This is a genomic window from Streptomyces stelliscabiei, assembly GCF_014873495.1.
GTDB classification, from domain to species: Bacteria; Actinomycetota; Actinomycetes; order Streptomycetales; family Streptomycetaceae; genus Streptomyces; species Streptomyces bottropensis.
Genome location: NZ_JADBGF010000001.1, coordinates 7,938,864 through 7,956,159 on the forward strand (window position 1 = coordinate 7,938,864; position 17,296 = coordinate 7,956,159).

Here is a 17,296-nt window from a genome sequence, read left to right on the forward strand (position 1 = left end):
GCACCCGGCCCCGACCGGTCAGGACAGCAGCTCCACCTCCGCCAGCGTCGCGCTGTCGTCGAGGACCAGGCGGTAGTGGTCGTACGCCCTCGGGGCGGTGATCGAGAAGGCCCGGGTCTGGCGGTCCCAGGCGAAGGATTCGCCGGAGCGCCGGTCGAGGGTCTTCCAGGCGGTGCCGTCGGCGGAGGCCTGGAGGGTCCAGCCGGCCGGTGCCTCGGTACGGTCGGACGAGGTCAGCGTGTACTGGACCGCCTTCGTGCGGGCCGGCACCGGGAGCGGCACCGTCCCGGCGGTCGCCTTCGTCGCCGAGGTGTCGTCGAAGAGCGCGCCGTCTCCCTCGACGGCGTCCGAGCGGGGCGCCGGAGCCCTGTCGTCCTTCGTGATCGACACCGGGGCAGCGCTCTCCCCGGTGCCCCAGCGGGACGGCTTCGGGCCCATGTCGAACCTCAGCGTGCCGCCCCGGGCGAGGAGCGAGTGCGGCAGCGACGTCGACGTCCACGCCTTGCCGTTGACCTTCAGGCCCCGCACGTACACGTTCCGCGCGCTGTTCTTCGGGGCCTCGACCACCAGGTCCCTGCCGTTCTCCAGGTGCACGGTCGCCTTGGTGAACAGCGGGGAGCCGACGGCGTACTCGCCGCTGCCCATCACCAGCGGGTAGAAGCCGAGCGCGGAGAACAGGAACCAGGCGGACTGCTCGCCGTTGTCCTCGTCGCCGTGGTAGCCCTGGCCGATGTCACTGCCGACGTACAGGCGGGACAGCACCTCGCGGACCTTCTCCTGGGCCTTCCAGGGCTGCCCGGCGGCGTCGTACATGTAGATCGCGTGGTGGGCGACCTGGTTGGAGTGGCCGTACATGCCCATGCGCACGTCACGGGCCTCGGTCATCTCGTGGATGACCCCGCCGTAGGAGCCGACGAGATCCGGGGAGGCCGTCTCCGGGGTGGTGAAGTAGGTGTCCAGCTTCTTCGCCAGCCCGCTCCGGCCGCCGTACAGGTTGGCCAGGCCCTTGCTGTCCTGCGGCGCGGTGAAGGCGTAGCCCCAGCCGTTGGTCTCGGTGTAGTCGTGGCCCCAGACGCGCGGGTCGTACGCCGAGGAGTCGACCCGCCAGGCGCCCCGGCCGTCCCGGCCCTGGAAGAACCCGGCCTTGTCGTCGAACAGCTTCACATAGTTCCGCGCCCTGTTGAGGAAGTACGCGGACTCCTCCGCGTACCGCTTCTCGCCCGTCTCCCGGTACAGGGCCCGGCCCATCCGGGCGATGCCGTAGTCGTTGAGACAGCCCTCCAGGGCCCAGGACAGGCCCTCGTGGGTGTCGGTGGAGGTGTAGCCGAGGAAGGGCGAGGTGGCCATGCCCTTGCGGCCGACGCCCGACGACGGCGGGACGACCGTGGCGTTCTTCAGGGCCGCCTCGTAGGCCGACCTCGCGTCGAAGTCCACGCCCTTCACGTACGCGTCCGCGAACGCCACGTCCGAGGAGGTGCCCGTCATCAGGTCCGCGTAGCCGGGGGAGGACCAGCGGGAGGTCCAGCCGCCGTCCTTGTACTGCTGCACGAATCCGTCGGCCATCTCGCCCGCCTGACCGGGCGTCAGCAACGCGTACGCGGGCCAGGTCGTCCGGTAGGTGTCCCAGAAGCCGTTGTTGACGTACACCTTGCCGTCGACGATCTTCGCGCCGGTGTGGGTCGGGGTGTCCCGGCCGGTCATGGGGGAGAACGGCGAGGCGTACCGGTGCTTCGAACCCACCTTCTCGAAGCCGGAGTTGGGGTACAGGTACAGCCGGTAGAGGCTGGAGTACAGCGTGGTCAGCCGGTCGGGGGCCGCACCCTCGACCTCCACCTTCCCCAGGATCCGGTCCCACTGCGCCCGCGCCCGGTCCTTCACCGTCTCGAAGGCCGTGCCGTCCGGGATCTCCTGGCGCAGGTTGTCCTTCGCCTGGTCCAGGCTGATCAGTGAGGTGGCCAGACGGAGCGTCACCGTGCGGTCCGCGCCGGCGTCGAAGCGGAGGCGGCCCTTCACACCGGTCGAGCCGCCGTCCGTGACCGGCGCGTCGAACACCCCGTACACGAAGAGGCGGGTCGCGCCCGCGGAGAGTCCGGACTTCACATCCGAGAACCCCGTGACGACTCCCGCCTCCTTGTCCAGGGTCAGGCCCGCCTGGTCGGTCACGTTGTCGAAGAGGACGCTCGCGTCGTCGCCGGGGTAGGTGAAGCGCAGCGCCGCCGCGTGGTCCGTGGGCGCCATCTCTGCCCTGACGCCGTTCTCGAAGCGGACCCCGTAGTAGTACGGCCGGGCCGTCTCGTTCTCGTGCCGGAAGGCCAACGCCCTTGCCGTGCGGCTCAGTTCGGGGGTGCCGGCGGCGGCCGAGGGCATCACCTGGAAGGTCTGCCGGTCGCCCATCCACGGGCTCGGCTCATGGCTCGCGCTGAACGCCTGGACGGTCGGCAGATTGTCCGCGTCGTTGGCCCGCGCGTAGTCGTACAGCCAGCTCAGTGATCCCGCGTTGGTCACCGGCGTCCAGAAGTTGAAGCCATGGGGCACCGCGGTCGCCGGAAAGTTGTTGCCGCGGGAGAAACCGCCGCTGGAATTCGTTCCCCTGGTGGTCACCACGTAGTCGGAGAGATGCTCCTTCGGCCGCTCGGGAGCCCGCACCCGCAGCGTGACGTCGTCGAGCCAGCCGCGGAACCGTGCCGGGCCCTTCGGGGAGTCGTAGGCCACCACGATCCGGTCCACGGTCCGCCCGGCCGCGACCGAGCCGATCCGGGAGACCACGTCGTTCCACTGGTTGACGTACAGCACCTTCGCCGCGCCCTGGCCACGCGGCGACAGCGGGAACCCGTGGCTGTCCCGCGCCCCCAGGTCACTGAGCGAGCCGCCGTCGGTGAAGACCAGGTCGACCGAGACGTTCGTGGCGTCGTAGTCCAGATCGCGGTCCGCCAGCGAGGGGAAGATCCGGTACGCCAGCTCCGTGTTCCGCTCGACGGCCACGTTCACGTCGAAGACCTTGTTGTACGCGTATGCCCGGCCGTCGGCGGTGTGCCGGCCCGCGTACCGCAGGGCCCGCTTGCCGGTGAAGCCCATGCCGGCCTTGGCGGTCGCCGAGCCGCTCGGGCCCCGGTCGACCAGCGACAGCATCTCCCTCGGCGCGGGTGCCTGCCCGCCGCCCGTCGAGAACCGCACATCGGCGAGCTGGGTGATCATCGAGGCGCCGTTGTTCCTGGTGATGTCGAGCCGGAAGTGCCGGTACTCGGCCACCGCGTCGCCGGGGATGTCGTACGACTTCGTCTCGAAGCGCTCCCCGAAGCCTTCGCCGGAGCGGGTGTCGAGGGTCTTCCACTCCTTGCCGTCGGCGGAGCCCTTGAGGGTCCAGTCCCTCGGGTCGCGCGCCTCGACGTCGTTCGCCGAGGTCAGCGCGTAGGTGACGACCTTCGCCGGGCGGTCCAGGTCGAACTCCGCCCAGCCGGTGGGCTGGAAGGTGAGCCACTTGGTGCCGGACTCGCCGTCGACGAGGTTCTCCTTCACCTCCCCGCCGCCCGTGTTCTCGCCACTGGCCCGGACGTCGGTGACATGGTCGGTGATGTCGCCCGGGATGCCGCTGGTGTAGCCGCCGTCGACGCCGGAGGCCCGGGGGGAGCCGTCCGGTGCGGTGTCGGTCGTACTGAGCCAGTCCGGAGCCGGGTCGTCCGGTTCGAACGAGGAGCTGAACTCCCGCTCCCCGGCCGCCGGCCGGTCCGGTATCGCGACCGCCGCGCCCTGCGAGGCCACCACCAGTGCGAACGCGGCGGCGCCGAGCGCCGCCGTGGAACCCCGCCCGTGCCGCATCAGCGAGCACTCTCCCTACGTCCAGCAGACAGTTTTCGATCAAGAAATGATCGAAAGGGGACAACGTTGTCGACCGCGTAACGCAGGGACCAGTAGGGGTTGAAGTGATGTGTGATGTCAAGGGTGTTGAGTGCGCCACCCGGGACGAATGGCGGGGATTTTCCGGTCAGGTGGCGCAAGGTCGCTCATATTTCCGAGAGGTCTCAACTCGGAAAAGACCGATGGCCAACCTTGCATTCGATCTTGCCCCCCTGGCGGGAAGTGGACTATACCTGTCGGCGTCCGCATAGTGGTCACACAGCCGCGGACAGGCCCTACCCGGGGGGAATCAGCGTGGTCGCGGACGTGTCCGCGTGCCGACCGCCGTCTTGCCCCTGTTGAATCCTCACGCACGACCCCAGCTTGAACCGACCGCGGTGCCGGGAGGATCCGGTTCACCGCCTGAGTCCTGGAGAAGGCGAGGACTTGAGCATGGGATCCACTACCGCTGAGAACGACAACGGCCCCGAGGGGGTCGCCGCCACCGACCCCGAAGGCGTCGGCCGCCGCGATCTGATCAAGCGTTCCGCCGCGCTGGGCCTGATCACCGTCCCGACGATGAGCTTCCTGTCCGCGTGTGCCAGTGGAGGCGGCGGCGACGACACCTCCGAGGACAGCCAGGGCAAGACCTCCGCCTCCAACCCCTTCGGCGTCAAGAAGGGCAGCAAGCTCGACGTCGTGATCTTCAAGGGCGGCTACGGCGACGCCTACGCCAGGGCCTGGGAGGCCGCCTTCCAGAAGAAGTGGGGCGTCGCCTCCACCCACACCGGCACCCAGGAGATCACCGGCAAACTCCAGCCGCGGTTCAACGCGGGCAACCCGCCGGACATCGTCGACGACTCCGGCGCCCAGCAGATCCCGATCGACGTGCTCTACAAGAACGACCAGCTCCTCGACCTCGCCGAGATCCTGGACGCCCCCTCGATCGACGACCCGGACAAGAAGGTCCGCGACACGCTGATCCCCGGCACGCTCGACGCGGGCATGCAGGAGAACAAGGTCGTCGCCCTGAACTACATCTACACGGTGTGGGGCCTGTGGTATTCCGGCAAGCTCTTCAAGGAGAACGGCTGGGAGGAGCCCAAGACCTGGGCCGACTTCCTCACCATCTGCAAGGAGGCCAAGGCCAAGGGCATCGGCGGCCTCGCCCACCAGGGGAAGTACCCGTACTACATCAACGTCGCCATCATGGACCTGATCGCCAAGACGGGCGGTCTGGAGGCCATGAAGGCGATCGACAACCTCGACCCCAAGGCGTTCGTCGGCTCCGACGCCGCGAAGGCCGGCGTCGAGGCGATCTACGAGGTCGTCGAGAAGGGCTATCTGATGCCCGGCACGAACGGCCTGACCCACACCGAGTCCCAGGCCCGCTGGAACCAGTACAAGGCCGTGTTCATCACCTCCGGCTCCTGGCTGGAGAACGAGCAGCTGAAGCAGACCCCGGACGACTTCGACATGACGTTCATGCCGATGCCGGTGTTGCCGGACAGCGTGATGCCCTTCGAGGCGATCCGGGCCGGTTCCGGGGAGCCGTTCATCATCCCTTCCAAGGCGAAGAACCTGCCGGCCGCCAAGGAATTCATGCGGATGATGCTCTCCAAGGAGTGGTCGACGCTGTTCGCCAAGGAGGCGAACTCCCTGACGATCGTGAAGGACGGGGTCGACACCGGCGTCTCCCTGCGGCCCGGTACCCAGTCGACGGTGAAAGTCTCCAAGGCCGCCGGTGACAACACGTTCCGTTACCTGTACACCGAGTGGTACAGCGAGATGGACACGGCGATCCAGAACGCGTCGAACGAACTGATGGCCAAGCGGATCCAGCCGGCCGAGTGGCTCAAGCGGGCACAGGCCGCCGTGGACAAGCAGGCCAAGGATCCCGACTCCAAGAAGAACCACCGGGACTAGCGGGGCGTCGGAGCGCCCGGGGAGCTGCGCACTGTGGTGAGCTGCGGGTTGGTGGCGGCTCGCCGCGCAGTTCCCCGCGTCCCTGACACCCGGGGGCGCGCCTTTCGTCTCATGGAAGCCGAGGCAGGGAAACGCCAATGCGTAAAGGGCAGAACCGGTTCGTCGCGGGGTTTCTTCTCGTCCCCGTGGCGCTTTATCTGATCTTCGTGATCTGGCCGTACATCCAGACGTTCGGCTATTCGCTGACGGACTGGAAGGGACAGTCGCAGACGTTCTCCTTCATCGGCCTGGACAACTACACGGCGTTGTTCCAGGACGACATCTTCCTCCAGGCGATCTGGCACAACATCCTGTTCCTGGTGTTCATCCCGGTGATCACCATCCTGCTCGCGCTGTTCTTCGCCTTCATGCTGAACGCGGGCGGGCGCGGCCGGGCCGGCGGGGTCTCGGGGGTCGCCGGGTCGGGGTTCTACAAGATCGTCTACTTCTTCCCGCAGGTGCTGTCGCTGGCGATCCTCGCCGTGCTGTTCGGGGCCGTGTACCGCAGCGACAGCGGAGGCATGCTCAACGGCCTGCTGCTGAAGCTGGGGCTGGTCGACGAGAGCAGCCCCGTCGAATGGCTCAACGAGCCGAACTTCGTGCTGTGGGCGCTCATCCTGGTCGTCGTCTGGCACGGTGTCGGCTTCTACCTCGTGCTGTTCTCCGCCGCCATGCAGGCCATCCCGAGGGACATCTACGAGGCCGCGCTGATCGACGGCGCCGGCCGCGCCCACACCTTCTTCCGCATCACCCTGCCGCTGCTGTGGGACTCCGTGCAGACCGCCTGGGTCTACCTCGGCATCGCGGCGATGGACATGTTCATCCTGGTCTCCACCATGACCGCGGGCGAGTACGGGGGCGGCCCCGACCACCACAGCGAGGTCATGGCGACCGTGATGATGCGGAACTTCCTGCTGTACGGCAGGAGCGGCTACGCCTGTGCGATGGGCGTCGTGATGCTGCTCCTCACCCTGATCGTGTCGGTGGTCATGCTGCGCGCCACCCGTCGCGAACGCGTCGAGTTCTGAGCGGGAGAGACGACAGAAGTGATGAGTGCACCCCTCAAGACCGCCTCGCGCGGCGACTCGGTCCCCACCGGCCCGACGGTGGACAAGGGCAGGACCGGCCCGGGCGACGAGCGCGGCGAAGGCGTCGTCCTGAACGTCTTCTCGCACGGCTTCCTCGCCCTGTGGGCCCTGCTGATCGTGCTGCCGCTGCTGTGGCTGGTGCTCAGCGCCTTCAAGACCGACGCGCAGATCGGCGGCTCGGCCTTCGGCTGGCCCGAGAACTGGTCCCTGGAGGTGTTCTCCCGTGCCTGGGACAAGGGCATCGGGGACTACTTCGTCAACACGGTCATCGTGCTGGTCTTCTCCGTGCCCCTGACCATGCTGTTCGGGTCCATGGCCGCGTACGTCCTGGCCCGCTACCCCTTCACGGGCAACCGGCTGCTGTACTACTTCTTCGTCGCCGGGGCGATGTTCCCGGTCTTCCTCGCCCTGGTGCCGCTGTTCTTCATGGTCAAACGGCTGGACATGCTGAACACCTACCAGGGCCTGATCCTGGTGTACGTCGCCTACTCGCTGCCGTTCACGGTGTTCTTCATGCACGCGTTCTTCCGGACGCTGCCCACCGCGGTCTTCGAGGCGGCCATCCTGGACGGGGCCTCGCACACCCGGACGTTCTTCCAGGTCATGCTGCCGATGGCCAAGCCGGGGCTGATCAGTGTGGGGATCTTCAACACCCTGGGCCAGTGGAACCAGTTCATCCTGCCCACGGTGCTCATGCAGCCGCAGAGCGGCGACGACCCGGAGCGGTACGTCCTCACCCAGGGCCTCATCCAGCTCCAGCAGCAGCAGGGCTACGCCTCCGACCTGCCCGTCCTCTTCGCCGGTGTCACCATCGCCATGATCCCGATGCTCGTGGTCTACCTCTCCTTCCAGCGCCAGGTGCAGGCGGGGCTCACCTCGGCCACCCTCAAGTAACCCGTTCCGGGACCTCAAGTAGCCGCAGAGTGACATTTAGTGGTCACTCGGCGGTCCCAGTTTCCCTCAAGGACTTGACTGCGGTAACCCGTTCAGCGGAGCTTGGAGTTCACAACTTGTAAGTGACCCGGGTTCCGTGGCTGTGGCCTGGGTCACGGGCGGCGTGCGGGCCGTCCGTCTGGGACGGGAGTGGATGAGTCGATGGAGACTCCGGGGTCGCAGTCGTCGCTGCACCGAGCAAATCTCGAACGCGTCGTCCGGGCGGTGCGGCTCGCCGGGTCGCTGACCCAGGCGGAGATCGCCAGGACGACCGGTCTGTCCGCCGCCACGGTCTCCAACATCGTGCGGGAGCTGAAGGACGGCGGAACCGTCGAGGTCACGCCCACGTCGGCCGGTGGCCGGCGGGCGCGCGCGGTCTCGCTCAGCGGGGACGCCGGGATCGTGATCGGCGTGGACTTCGGGCACACCCATTTGCGCGTCGCGATAGGGAACCTCGCCCATCAGGTGCTCGCCGAGGAGGCTGAGCCGCTGGACGTGGACGCCTCCTCGACGCAGGGCTTCGACCGGGCGGAACAGCTGGTCACCCGGTTGGTCGAGGCCATCGGGGTGGATCGCGCGAAGATCGCCGGCGTGGGCCTCGGCGTGCCCGGTCCGATCGACGTGGAGTCCGGTTCGCTCGGCTCCACGGCCATCCTGCCGGGCTGGACCGGCACCAAGCCCGCCGCCGAGATGCGCGACCGGCTCGGTGTGACCGTGCACGTGGACAACGACGCCAACCTCGGCGCCCTCGGTGAGCTGGTCTGGGGCAGCGGCCGGGGGGTGCGGGACCTGGCGTACATCAAGGTGTCCAGCGGCGTGGGGGCCGGACTGGTGATCGATGGCAAGATCTACAGGGGTCCGGGTGGCACAGCGGGAGAAATCGGGCATATTACTCTTGATGAATCCGGCCCGGTCTGCCGCTGCGGCAACCGTGGCTGCCTGGAGACCTTCGCGGCCGCGCGCTATGTGCTGCCGCTGCTCCAGTCCAGCCATGGCACCGACCTGACCATGGAAGGGGTCGTACGGTTGGCGAGGGACGGGGATCCGGGCTGCCGTCGGGTGATCGCCGACGTCGGCCGACACATCGGAAGTGGAGTCGCCAATCTCTGCAACCTGTTGAACCCGAGCCGCGTGGTCCTCGGTGGCGATCTCGCCGAGGCCGGAGAGCTGGTTCTCGGACCCATAAGGGAGTCGGTCGGCCGGTACGCGATCCCGAGTGCCGCACGTCAACTCTCGGTGTTGCCAGGGGCACTTGGCGGCCGAGCCGAGGTCCTCGGGGCCCTGGCCCTGGCCCTCAGCGAGATGGGTGATTCGACCCTTTTGGACGGTACCCTCTCCGCAGCGACCCCTGTCTTCACTTAGAGAACGAAACACGCCGTTGCCAACCCGTTAAGGATTTACTTCTTGACGTCGCACGTGTGGCCGAGTTGACTTCCAGCCACCTCGGCCGCAGTGCTGCGGCCCGTGTCAGGGAGGCACAACCCAAATGAACGCAACGATGCGTAGAGTCGCGATCGGCGCCACCGCGATCTCGCTGGCGCTGTCCGTGGCCGCCTGTGGCAAGGCCGGCGACGACAAGGACTCGGACGGCGGCAGCGACAGCGGCTCGGGCAACAAGACCATCGGTCTGCTCCTGCCCGACAACGTCACCGCGCGCTACGAGAAGTTCGACCGGCCGTACTTCGAGGACAAGGTCAAGGAGCTGTGCTCCGACTGCAAGGTCGAGTACGCGAACGCCGCCGCGGACCCCACCAAGCAGGCTCAGCAGATGAGCACCATGGTGACCAAGGGCGTCAAGGTCATCGTCGTCTCCGCCCAGGACTCCGCCGCCATCAAGTCCTCCATCCAGTCCGCGGTGGACAAGGGCGTCAAGGTCGTCGCCTACGACCGTCTCGCGCAGGGCCCGGTCTCGGCCTACGTCTCCTTCGACAACGTCAAGGTCGGTGAGCTGCAGGGCCAGGCCCTCCTCGACGCCCTCGGCGACAAGGCCACGCCCAAGGCCAAGGTCGTCATGATCAACGGCGACGACGCCGACCCGAACGCCGGTCAGTTCAAGGAGGGCGCGCACAAGGCCCTCGACGGCAAGGTCGACATCGCCTACGAGCAGTCCGGCCTGTGGAAGGACACCGTCGCCGCCCAGAAGATGTCCGCGGCGATCACCCAGCTGGGCGCCAAGAACATCGCGGGCGTCTACGCCGCCAACGACGGCATGGCCGGTGGCATCGCCAACACCCTCAAGGGTGCGAAGATCAGCGGCATCCCGCTGACCGGTCAGGACGCCGAGCTGGCCGCCATCCAGCGGCTCGTGGCCGGTACCCAGTCCTCCACGGTCTACAAGGCCTACAAGCCGGAGGCCGACACCGCCGCCGAGCTGGCGGTCAACCTGCTGAACGGCAAGGACATCAAGTCCCTGGCCGACACCGAGGTCACCAGCGGCTCCGGCGACAAGGTCCAGGCGAAGCTCCTGGTCCCGGTCTCCGTCACCAAGGAGAACATCAAGGACACGGTGGTGAAGGACGGCCTGTACACGGTCGCCGACATCTGCACCCCGGAGTACGCCAAGGCGTGCAAGTCCGCCGGCCTGGAGTAGTCGCTCCGGCCCACTGAGCCTGTCCGGCGCCCGCCCCACCCATACCCCGCTTCCGGGGCGGGCGCCGGACGGAACCGCCGCCGAAAGAGCGGCGGCCACTCGCATGTTCACCTTGTAAGCCTTGTGCGAGGGCCCCCGTCGACGGGGCCCGCACATTCCTCCGCGCCTGGTTCCCAGCGCGGCATCCCCGCCGGTCAGGCGGCGAAGGAGATGGTTCACGTGTCCGCTACGCCCGTGCTGGCGTTGCGCGGAGTCTCCAAGCGATTCGGTGCGGTTCAGGCCCTCACCGACGTCGAGCTGGAGGTCCACGCCGGAGAAGTGGTCGCCCTGGTGGGCGACAACGGCGCAGGAAAGTCCACCCTGGTCAAGACGATCGCGGGTGTCCACCCCATCGATGAGGGCGTCATCGAGTGGCAGGGTGAGCCGGTCAGGATCAACAAGCCGCACGACGCCCAGGGACTCGGCGTCGCGACGGTCTACCAGGACCTCGCGCTCTGCGACAACCTCGATGTCGTCGGCAACCTCTACCTCGGGCGCGAGCTGCTGCACCGCGGCGTCATCGACGAGGTGTCGATGGAGAAGAACTCCCGCGAACTGCTGTCCACGCTCTCGATCCGCATCCCGAGCGTCCGCATCCCGATCGCGAGCCTCTCCGGCGGTCAGCGTCAGGTCGTCGCCATCGCCCGCGCCCTCATCGGCGACCCCAAGCTCGTCATCCTGGACGAGCCCACGGCCGCCCTCGGTGTCGAGCAGACCGCGCAGGTCCTCGACCTGGTCGAGCGGCTGCGCGAGCGCGACCTCGCCGTCATCCTCATCAGCCACAACATGGCCGATGTGAAGGCGGTCGCGGACACCGTCGCCGTCCTGCGCCTGGGCAAGAACAACGGCTCCTTCTCCGTGAAGGACACCAGCCACGAAGAGATCATCGCCGCGATCACGGGAGCCACGGACAACGCCGTGACCCGTCGTGCGGGGCGGCGCACCACGGAGGCGGCAAAGTGAGCGACACGTCCAAGACCCCCGTGAAGAGTGATTCCGTGCAGGGCCAGACCACGGTCGCGCCCGCCGACGACCCCACGGCCGCGCCGGTCTCCGTCGTCGACCCGCGCCTGCTGGTCCGCGAAGAGGGCCTCAAGGGCTACGTCACCGAGTTCAAGCGCAAGGTGAAGGGCGGCGAGCTGGGCTCGCTGCCGGTGGTCATCGGTCTGATCGTCATCTGGACGATCTTCCAGCTCCAGAACGACCGCTTCCTGAGCGCCGACAACCTCTCGAACATCAGCTACTTCCTCTCGGCCACCGGCATGCTCGCCATCGGCCTGGTGTTCGTGCTGCTGCTCGGCGAGATCGACCTGTCCGTGGGCTCCGTCAGCGGTCTGGCCTCCACCCTGTTCGCCGTGTTCGCGGTGACCCACGGTGTGAACGCCTGGCTGTCACTGGTCCTCGCGATCATCACCGGTGTCGCCATCGGCGCGCTGCAGGGATGGTTCTTCGCCAGGATCGGGGTGCCGGCGTTCGTCGTCACCCTGGCCGGCTTCCTCGGCTGGAACGGCCTGATGCTGTGGCTGCTGGGCGACAGCGGCACGATCAACATCCCGTCCGACACGGGTCCGGTCCACCTGCTCGGCCAGAGTTCCTTCTTCATGGACCAGGCCATCATCGGCGCGTACATCCTGGCCGGTGTCGCCGTCGTCCTCTCCCTCGTCGGCAACCTCAACGAGCAGCGCCGCCGCCGGGCGGCGGGCGTGCCGTTCCGGCCGACCAGCGAGATCCTGCTGCGGGTCGGCGCCCTCGCCGTCGCGTCCTTCGTCGCCGCCGCGGTGCTCAACGACGCCTCCGGTGTCTCCAACGCGCTGGTGATCTTCCTCGTGGCGCTGGTGATCGTGGACTTCGTGCTGCGTCGTACGACCTACGGCCGCAAGGTGTTCGCGGTCGGCGGTGGCATCGAGGCCGCCCGCCGTGCCGGTATCAACGTGCCGATGATCCGGATCTCCGTGTTCGCCATCTCGGGTGGCTTCGCGGCGGTCGGCGGCATGTTCTTCGCCGGTCAGACCGCGAGCGCGACGCTGTCCGCCGGTGGCGGCAACACGCTGATGCTCGCGATCGCCGCGGCGGTCATCGGCGGCACCAGCCTCTTCGGCGGCCGGGGTTCGGTCTGGTCGGCGCTCCTCGGCATGCTGGTGATCCAGTCGATCCAGACCGGTCTCGACCTGCTGAACATGAACACCTCGATCCAGTACATGATCACGGGTGCGGTTCTGCTGGGTGCGGTCGTCATCGACTCCGTCAGCCGTAAGAGCCAGAAGGCGGCCGGTCGCGCGTAGCGGCCCTCGACGCCTCACGCCCTCTCAGGGCGCGGAAGTGCCCGGTGCCTTCGAGGCGCCGGGCACTTCCGCTTGTTCTCGGACGTTTCGTACGGGTACGTCCGCGCAGGATGGTTTACGCCGTTCGCGTGACGTAGCAGGCGACCGCCCGGCCGTCGGCCGTCCGCGCGGAAGATTAGACTTCGACGAGCCCGGTAACGCTCGAACAGCACTATCGCAAGGAGGCACGGGTGCCGCTGCTGACCCGCATCAGGGGACCGCGCGATCTGGACCGGCTCAGTCTGGAGGAGTTGGACCAGCTGGCGGAGGAGATCCGGACCTTCCTCGTGGAGGCGGTGTCGAAGACCGGCGGTCACCTCGGCCCGAACCTCGGCGTGGTCGAGCTCACCATCGCGATGCACCGTGTCTTCGACTCGCCCCGCGACAAGGTGCTCTGGGACACGGGACACCAGTCCTACGTCCACAAGCTCCTCACCGGTCGTCAGGACTTCTCCCGGCTGAAGATGAAGGGCGGCCTGTCCGGCTACCCCTCGCAGGCCGAGTCCGAGCACGACGTCATCGAGAACAGCCACGCCTCCACGGTGCTCGGCTGGGCCGACGGCCTCGCCAAGGCCAACCAGGTGCTCAAACGCGACGACCACGTGGTCGCGGTCATCGGCGACGGCGCGCTCACCGGCGGCATGGCCTGGGAGGCGCTCAACAACATCGCCGACGCCAAGGACCGCCCGCTGGTCATCGTCGTCAACGACAACGAGCGCTCGTACGCGCCCACCATCGGCGGCCTCGCCAACCACCTGGCCACCCTGCGGACCACCGACGGCTACGAGCGGTTCCTGGCCCGCGGCAAGGACCTGCTGGAGCGCACGCCCGTCGTCGGCCGCCCCCTCTACGAGACGCTGCACGGCGCCAAGAAGGGGCTGAAGGACTTCATCGCCCCGCAGGGCATGTTCGAGGACCTGGGTCTGAAGTACGTCGGCCCGATCGACGGGCACGACATCGAGGCCCTGGAGTCCGCGCTCGCCCGCGCCAAGCGCTTCGGCGGGCCGGTCATCGTGCACTGCCTCACCGAGAAGGGCCGCGGCTACCAGCCCGCCCTCCAGGACGAGGCGGACCGCTTCCACGCCGTCGGCAAGATCCACCCGGACACGGGTCTGCCGATCGCCTCCTCCGGCGCCGACTGGACCTCCGTCTTCGGCGAGGAGATGGTGAAGCTCGGCAAGGAGCGCGAGGACATCGTCGCCATCACGGCGGCCATGCTCCAGCCGGTCGGCCTCGACAAGTTCGCCAAGGCCTTCCCCGAGCGCGTGTACGACGTCGGCATCGCCGAGCAGCACGGCGCGGTGTCCGCGGCGGGCCTCGCGACGGGCGGCCTGCACCCCGTCTTCGCCGTCTACGCCACCTTCCTCAACCGTGCCTTCGACCAGGTCCTGATGGACGTCGCCCTCCACCGGTGCGGGGTGACCTTCGTCCTGGACCGGGCCGGCGTCACCGGCACCGACGGGGCCTCGCACAACGGCATGTGGGACATGTCGATCCTCCAGGTCGTGCCGGGGCTCAGGCTCGCCGCGCCGCGCGACGCCGACCAGGTCCGCGCCCAGCTCCGCGAGGCCGTCGAGGTCACGGACGCGCCGACCGTGGTGCGCTTCTCCAAGGGCGCCGTCGGCCCCGCCGTCCCGGCCCTGCGCCGTGTCGGCGGCATGGACGTGCTGCGCGAGCCGGGCACCGACACCCCGGACGTGCTCCTCGTCTCCGTCGGCGCCCTCGCGCCGATGTGCCTGGAGATCGCCGGTCTGCTCGACAAGCAGGGCATCACCACGACCGTCGTCGACCCGCGCTGGGTCAAGCCGGTCGACGAGCACATGGCGCCCCTCGCGGACAAGCACCGCGTGGTCGTCACCGTCGAGGACAACTCCCGCGTCGGCGGCGTCGGCTCGGCCGTCGCCCAGGCGCTGCGCGACGCCGGCGTGGACATCCCGCTGCGCGACTTCGGCATCCCGCCGCGCTTCCTCGACCACGCCACCCGCGCCGAGGTCCTGGCCGAGATCGGGCTCACCGCGCCCGACATCGCCCGCCAGGTCACCGGCCTGGTCTCCAAGATCGACGGGCGGTTCGGCGACACCACGGCGGAGGTGGAACCCGCCCGCGACTGATCGGTCCGGTTGGGCCGTCCGGGCCGGTCCCACCATTCTTTACGGTGGTGAGACCGGCCCGTTCGCGTGAAACCCCTCGCGCCGGGGCATGTGCACCACGCCCCCTCTCGATCATGTCGAGGACGACAAGCGTGGGAGGTACGCCTGTGAGCAGCACACTCTTCCGGACGAAGAAGGTCGAGCAGTCCATCCTCGATACCGAGGAGCCAGAACACGCGCTCAGGAAATCCTTGTCCGCGCTGGATCTGACGGTCTTCGGCGTCGGTGTCATCATCGGCACCGGCATCTTCGTCCTCACCGGCACGGTGGCCAAGAACAACGCCGGTCCCGCCGTGGCCCTCGCCTTCGTCGTGGCCGGCGTCGTCTGCGCGCTCGCCGCCCTCTGCTACGCGGAGTTCGCCTCCACGGTCCCGGTCGCGGGGTCCGCGTACACCTTCAGTTACGCCTCCCTCGGGGAACTGCCCGCCTGGATCATCGGCTGGGACTTGGTCCTGGAGTTCGCGCTGGGGACGGCGGTGGTGGCCGTCGGCTGGTCCGGCTACATCCACTCGCTGCTGGCCAACGCCGGCTGGGAGCTACCGGCGGCCCTCGGCACGAGAGACGGGGCCGACGGCTTCGGCTTCGACATCCTCGCCGCCGCGCTCGTCCTGATCCTCACCGCCATCCTCGTGATCGGCACCAAGCTCTCCGCGCGTGTCACCTCCCTCGTCGTCGCGATCAAGGTGACGGTCGTCCTCACCGTGATCATCGCGGGAGCCTTCTTCGTCAAGGGCGACAACTACGACCCGTTCGTCCCGAAGGCGCAGGCGGTCGAGGCGGGGGACGGCCTCCAGTCGCCGCTCATCCAGCTGATGTTCGGCTGGGCGCCCTCCAACTTCGGTGTGATGGGCATCTTCACGGCCGCCTCCGTGGTCTTCTTCGCGTTCATCGGCTTCGACGTCGTCGCCACGGCCGCCGAGGAGACGAGGAACCCGCAGCGGGACATGCCCCGGGGCATCATCGGCTCGCTCGTCATCTGCACCACGCTGTACGTGGCGGTGTCGATCGTCGTCACCGGCATGCAGCACTACACGAAGCTGTCGGTGACCGCGCCGCTCGCCGACGCCTTCAAGGCCACCGGGCATCCGTGGTTCGCGGGCTTCATCAGCTTCGGCGCCGCCGTCGGCCTGACGACCGTGTGCATGATCCTGCTGCTCGGCCAGACCCGGGTGTTCTTCGCGATGAGCCGCGACGGGCTGCTGCCACGCTTCTTCTCCCGCGTCCACCCCCGGTTCAAGACGCCGCACCGGCCGACCGTCCTGCTCGGTGTGGTCATCGCGGTCCTCGCGGGTTTCACCCCGCTGAGCGAGCTAGCCGAGCTGGTCAACATCGGCACGCTGTTCGCCTTCGTGGTCGTCGCGATCGGCGTGGTCATCCTGCGCCGGACCCGCCCCGACCTGCCCCGGTCGTTCCGTACCCCCTGGGTGCCGGTCATCCCGATCCTGTCGGTGTGCGCGTCGCTGTGGCTGATGCTCAACCTGCCCACGGAGACCTGGCTCCGCTTCGCCGGCTGGATGCTCCTGGGCTTCCTCGTCTACTTCCTCTACGGCCGCTCGCACAGCCGGCTCGGACGCCACGAGGAGACCCTGACGGGTGACCCGGGCGGGCCGCCGGGACGCGGCGACGCCTCGTAGCCGGTCCGCGCCGCGCATGTGCCCTCCGGCCCCGTACGCCCCCGCTCTTCCGGGGGCGCACGGGGCCGGACCGTGTTCAGGACTCCCCGCGCACCGCCCTCGGCCCGGTCACCTCGGCACCCAACTCGCCGACCCGGCGCCGCAGTTCGCGGTCGGCGGTGACGACGAGGCAGGCGCGGTCGCGGGCCTCCTCGGCGACCAGTTCCACGATGCGGTCGTCGCCGCTGCGCGGGGCCGCCTCGACCCGTACGCCGGGGACCGGCTCCACACCTCGGGCCGCGCCCTCGACGACCATCACCAGCTCGACGGGCTCGCTCCGGCCGGGGACCCCGTCCCGGGCGAGGCGGTCGCGCAGGCGTTCCGCCGCGCCGTGCCGGTCGCGCCACCAGCCGTCGGGCACGGAGCCGATGACGTTGGCGGCGTCGACGATCACGAGCAGCGGGGCGTCCATACGAACAGGGTCGCACGCGGGTCGGCCCCACCGGGCCGGTGAAACGGTACGGTGCTGGCGCACCGCGACGTCGAGGGCCGGGTGCTGCTCGCGGCGTGCGGGACCGAGAACGAGCGGGCCGGGGTGGAGTGGGTGCCGACGGGCGAACGCTGTGTGGGGGCACCGGCGTTGGCGCGGGACGCGCACGGACGGGTGGTGCTCGGGGTGATCGGGGCGGACGGCACGCTGCGGACGTCCCGGCTGGGGACACCGGACTTCAGGTTCGCCGAGGACACATGACAGGAGGGCCTC

12 protein-coding genes are annotated in these 17,296 nt (G+C 68.7%); 10 read left to right on the forward strand and 2 right to left on the reverse strand.

Features of this window, described 5'->3' with window-relative positions; translation table 11 throughout:
• Positions 1 to 18: 18 nt before the first annotated feature.
• A complete protein-coding gene (locus tag H4687_RS34995) occupies positions 19 to 3,816 on the reverse strand; it encodes a GH92 family glycosyl hydrolase (RefSeq protein ID WP_046918018.1) in 3,798 nt (1,265 codons plus the stop codon).
• A gap of 471 nt (positions 3,817 to 4,287) precedes the next feature.
• Here H4687_RS34995 and ngcE point away from each other — a divergent pair, with 471 nt between their 5' ends.
• The 9 genes from ngcE (at position 4,288) to H4687_RS35040 (ending at position 16,554) form a co-directional block, all read left to right on the forward strand.
• Positions 4,288 to 5,760 (forward strand): N-acetylglucosamine/diacetylchitobiose ABC transporter substrate-binding protein, encoded by a 1,473-nt coding sequence (gene ngcE, locus H4687_RS35000; RefSeq protein WP_046918017.1) that lies wholly within the window; start codon positions 4,288 to 4,290, stop codon positions 5,758 to 5,760.
• Positions 5,761 to 5,897: 137 nt separating this feature from the next.
• The gene (locus H4687_RS35005; RefSeq protein ID WP_046918016.1) at positions 5,898 to 6,827 is read left to right on the forward strand and encodes a carbohydrate ABC transporter permease; all 930 of its coding nucleotides are present in this window, start codon (positions 5,898 to 5,900) and stop codon (positions 6,825 to 6,827) included.
• A 21-nt stretch (positions 6,828 to 6,848) separates the two neighbouring features.
• Positions 6,849 to 7,781: a carbohydrate ABC transporter permease gene (locus H4687_RS35010; protein ID WP_020114177.1), complete on the forward strand. Its 933-nt coding sequence runs from the start codon at positions 6,849 to 6,851 to the stop codon at positions 7,779 to 7,781.
• Between the two features lie 201 nt (positions 7,782 to 7,982).
• Positions 7,983 to 9,182, forward strand: coding sequence for an ROK family transcriptional regulator (locus tag H4687_RS35015; RefSeq protein ID WP_046918015.1), 1,200 nt, complete (start codon positions 7,983 to 7,985; stop codon positions 9,180 to 9,182).
• A 124-nt stretch (positions 9,183 to 9,306) separates the two neighbouring features.
• Positions 9,307 to 10,410: a sugar ABC transporter substrate-binding protein gene (locus H4687_RS35020; RefSeq protein ID WP_373560610.1), complete on the forward strand. Its 1,104-nt coding sequence runs from the start codon at positions 9,307 to 9,309 to the stop codon at positions 10,408 to 10,410.
• Positions 10,411 to 10,620: 210 nt separating this feature from the next.
• On the forward strand, positions 10,621 to 11,412 hold the full coding sequence (locus tag H4687_RS35025; protein WP_078531497.1) for an ATP-binding cassette domain-containing protein: 792 nt from the start codon (positions 10,621 to 10,623) through the stop codon (positions 11,410 to 11,412).
• Positions 11,409 to 12,731: a sugar ABC transporter permease gene (locus tag H4687_RS35030; RefSeq protein ID WP_046918013.1), complete on the forward strand. Its 1,323-nt coding sequence runs from the start codon at positions 11,409 to 11,411 to the stop codon at positions 12,729 to 12,731. The genes H4687_RS35025 and H4687_RS35030 overlap by 4 nt, the downstream gene beginning before the upstream one ends.
• 230 nt (positions 12,732 to 12,961) lie before the next feature.
• Entirely contained in the window at positions 12,962 to 14,881 is a 1,920-nt protein-coding gene (gene dxs / locus H4687_RS35035) for a 1-deoxy-D-xylulose-5-phosphate synthase (RefSeq protein WP_046918012.1), read from the forward strand.
• Between the two features lie 146 nt (positions 14,882 to 15,027).
• Positions 15,028 to 16,554: an amino acid permease gene (locus tag H4687_RS35040; RefSeq protein ID WP_046918011.1), complete on the forward strand. Its 1,527-nt coding sequence runs from the start codon at positions 15,028 to 15,030 to the stop codon at positions 16,552 to 16,554.
• A 76-nt stretch (positions 16,555 to 16,630) separates the two neighbouring features.
• Here H4687_RS35040 and H4687_RS35045 read toward each other — a convergent pair whose 3' ends face one another.
• Positions 16,631 to 17,005 (reverse strand): NYN domain-containing protein, encoded by a 375-nt coding sequence (locus H4687_RS35045; protein ID WP_046918010.1) that lies wholly within the window; start codon positions 17,003 to 17,005, stop codon positions 16,631 to 16,633.
• A 51-nt stretch (positions 17,006 to 17,056) separates the two neighbouring features.
• Here H4687_RS35045 and H4687_RS35050 point away from each other — a divergent pair, with 51 nt between their 5' ends.
• On the forward strand, positions 17,057 to 17,284 hold the full coding sequence (locus H4687_RS35050) for a hypothetical protein (RefSeq protein WP_233443298.1): 228 nt from the start codon (positions 17,057 to 17,059) through the stop codon (positions 17,282 to 17,284).
• The last annotated feature ends 12 nt before the right edge of the window (positions 17,285 to 17,296 follow it).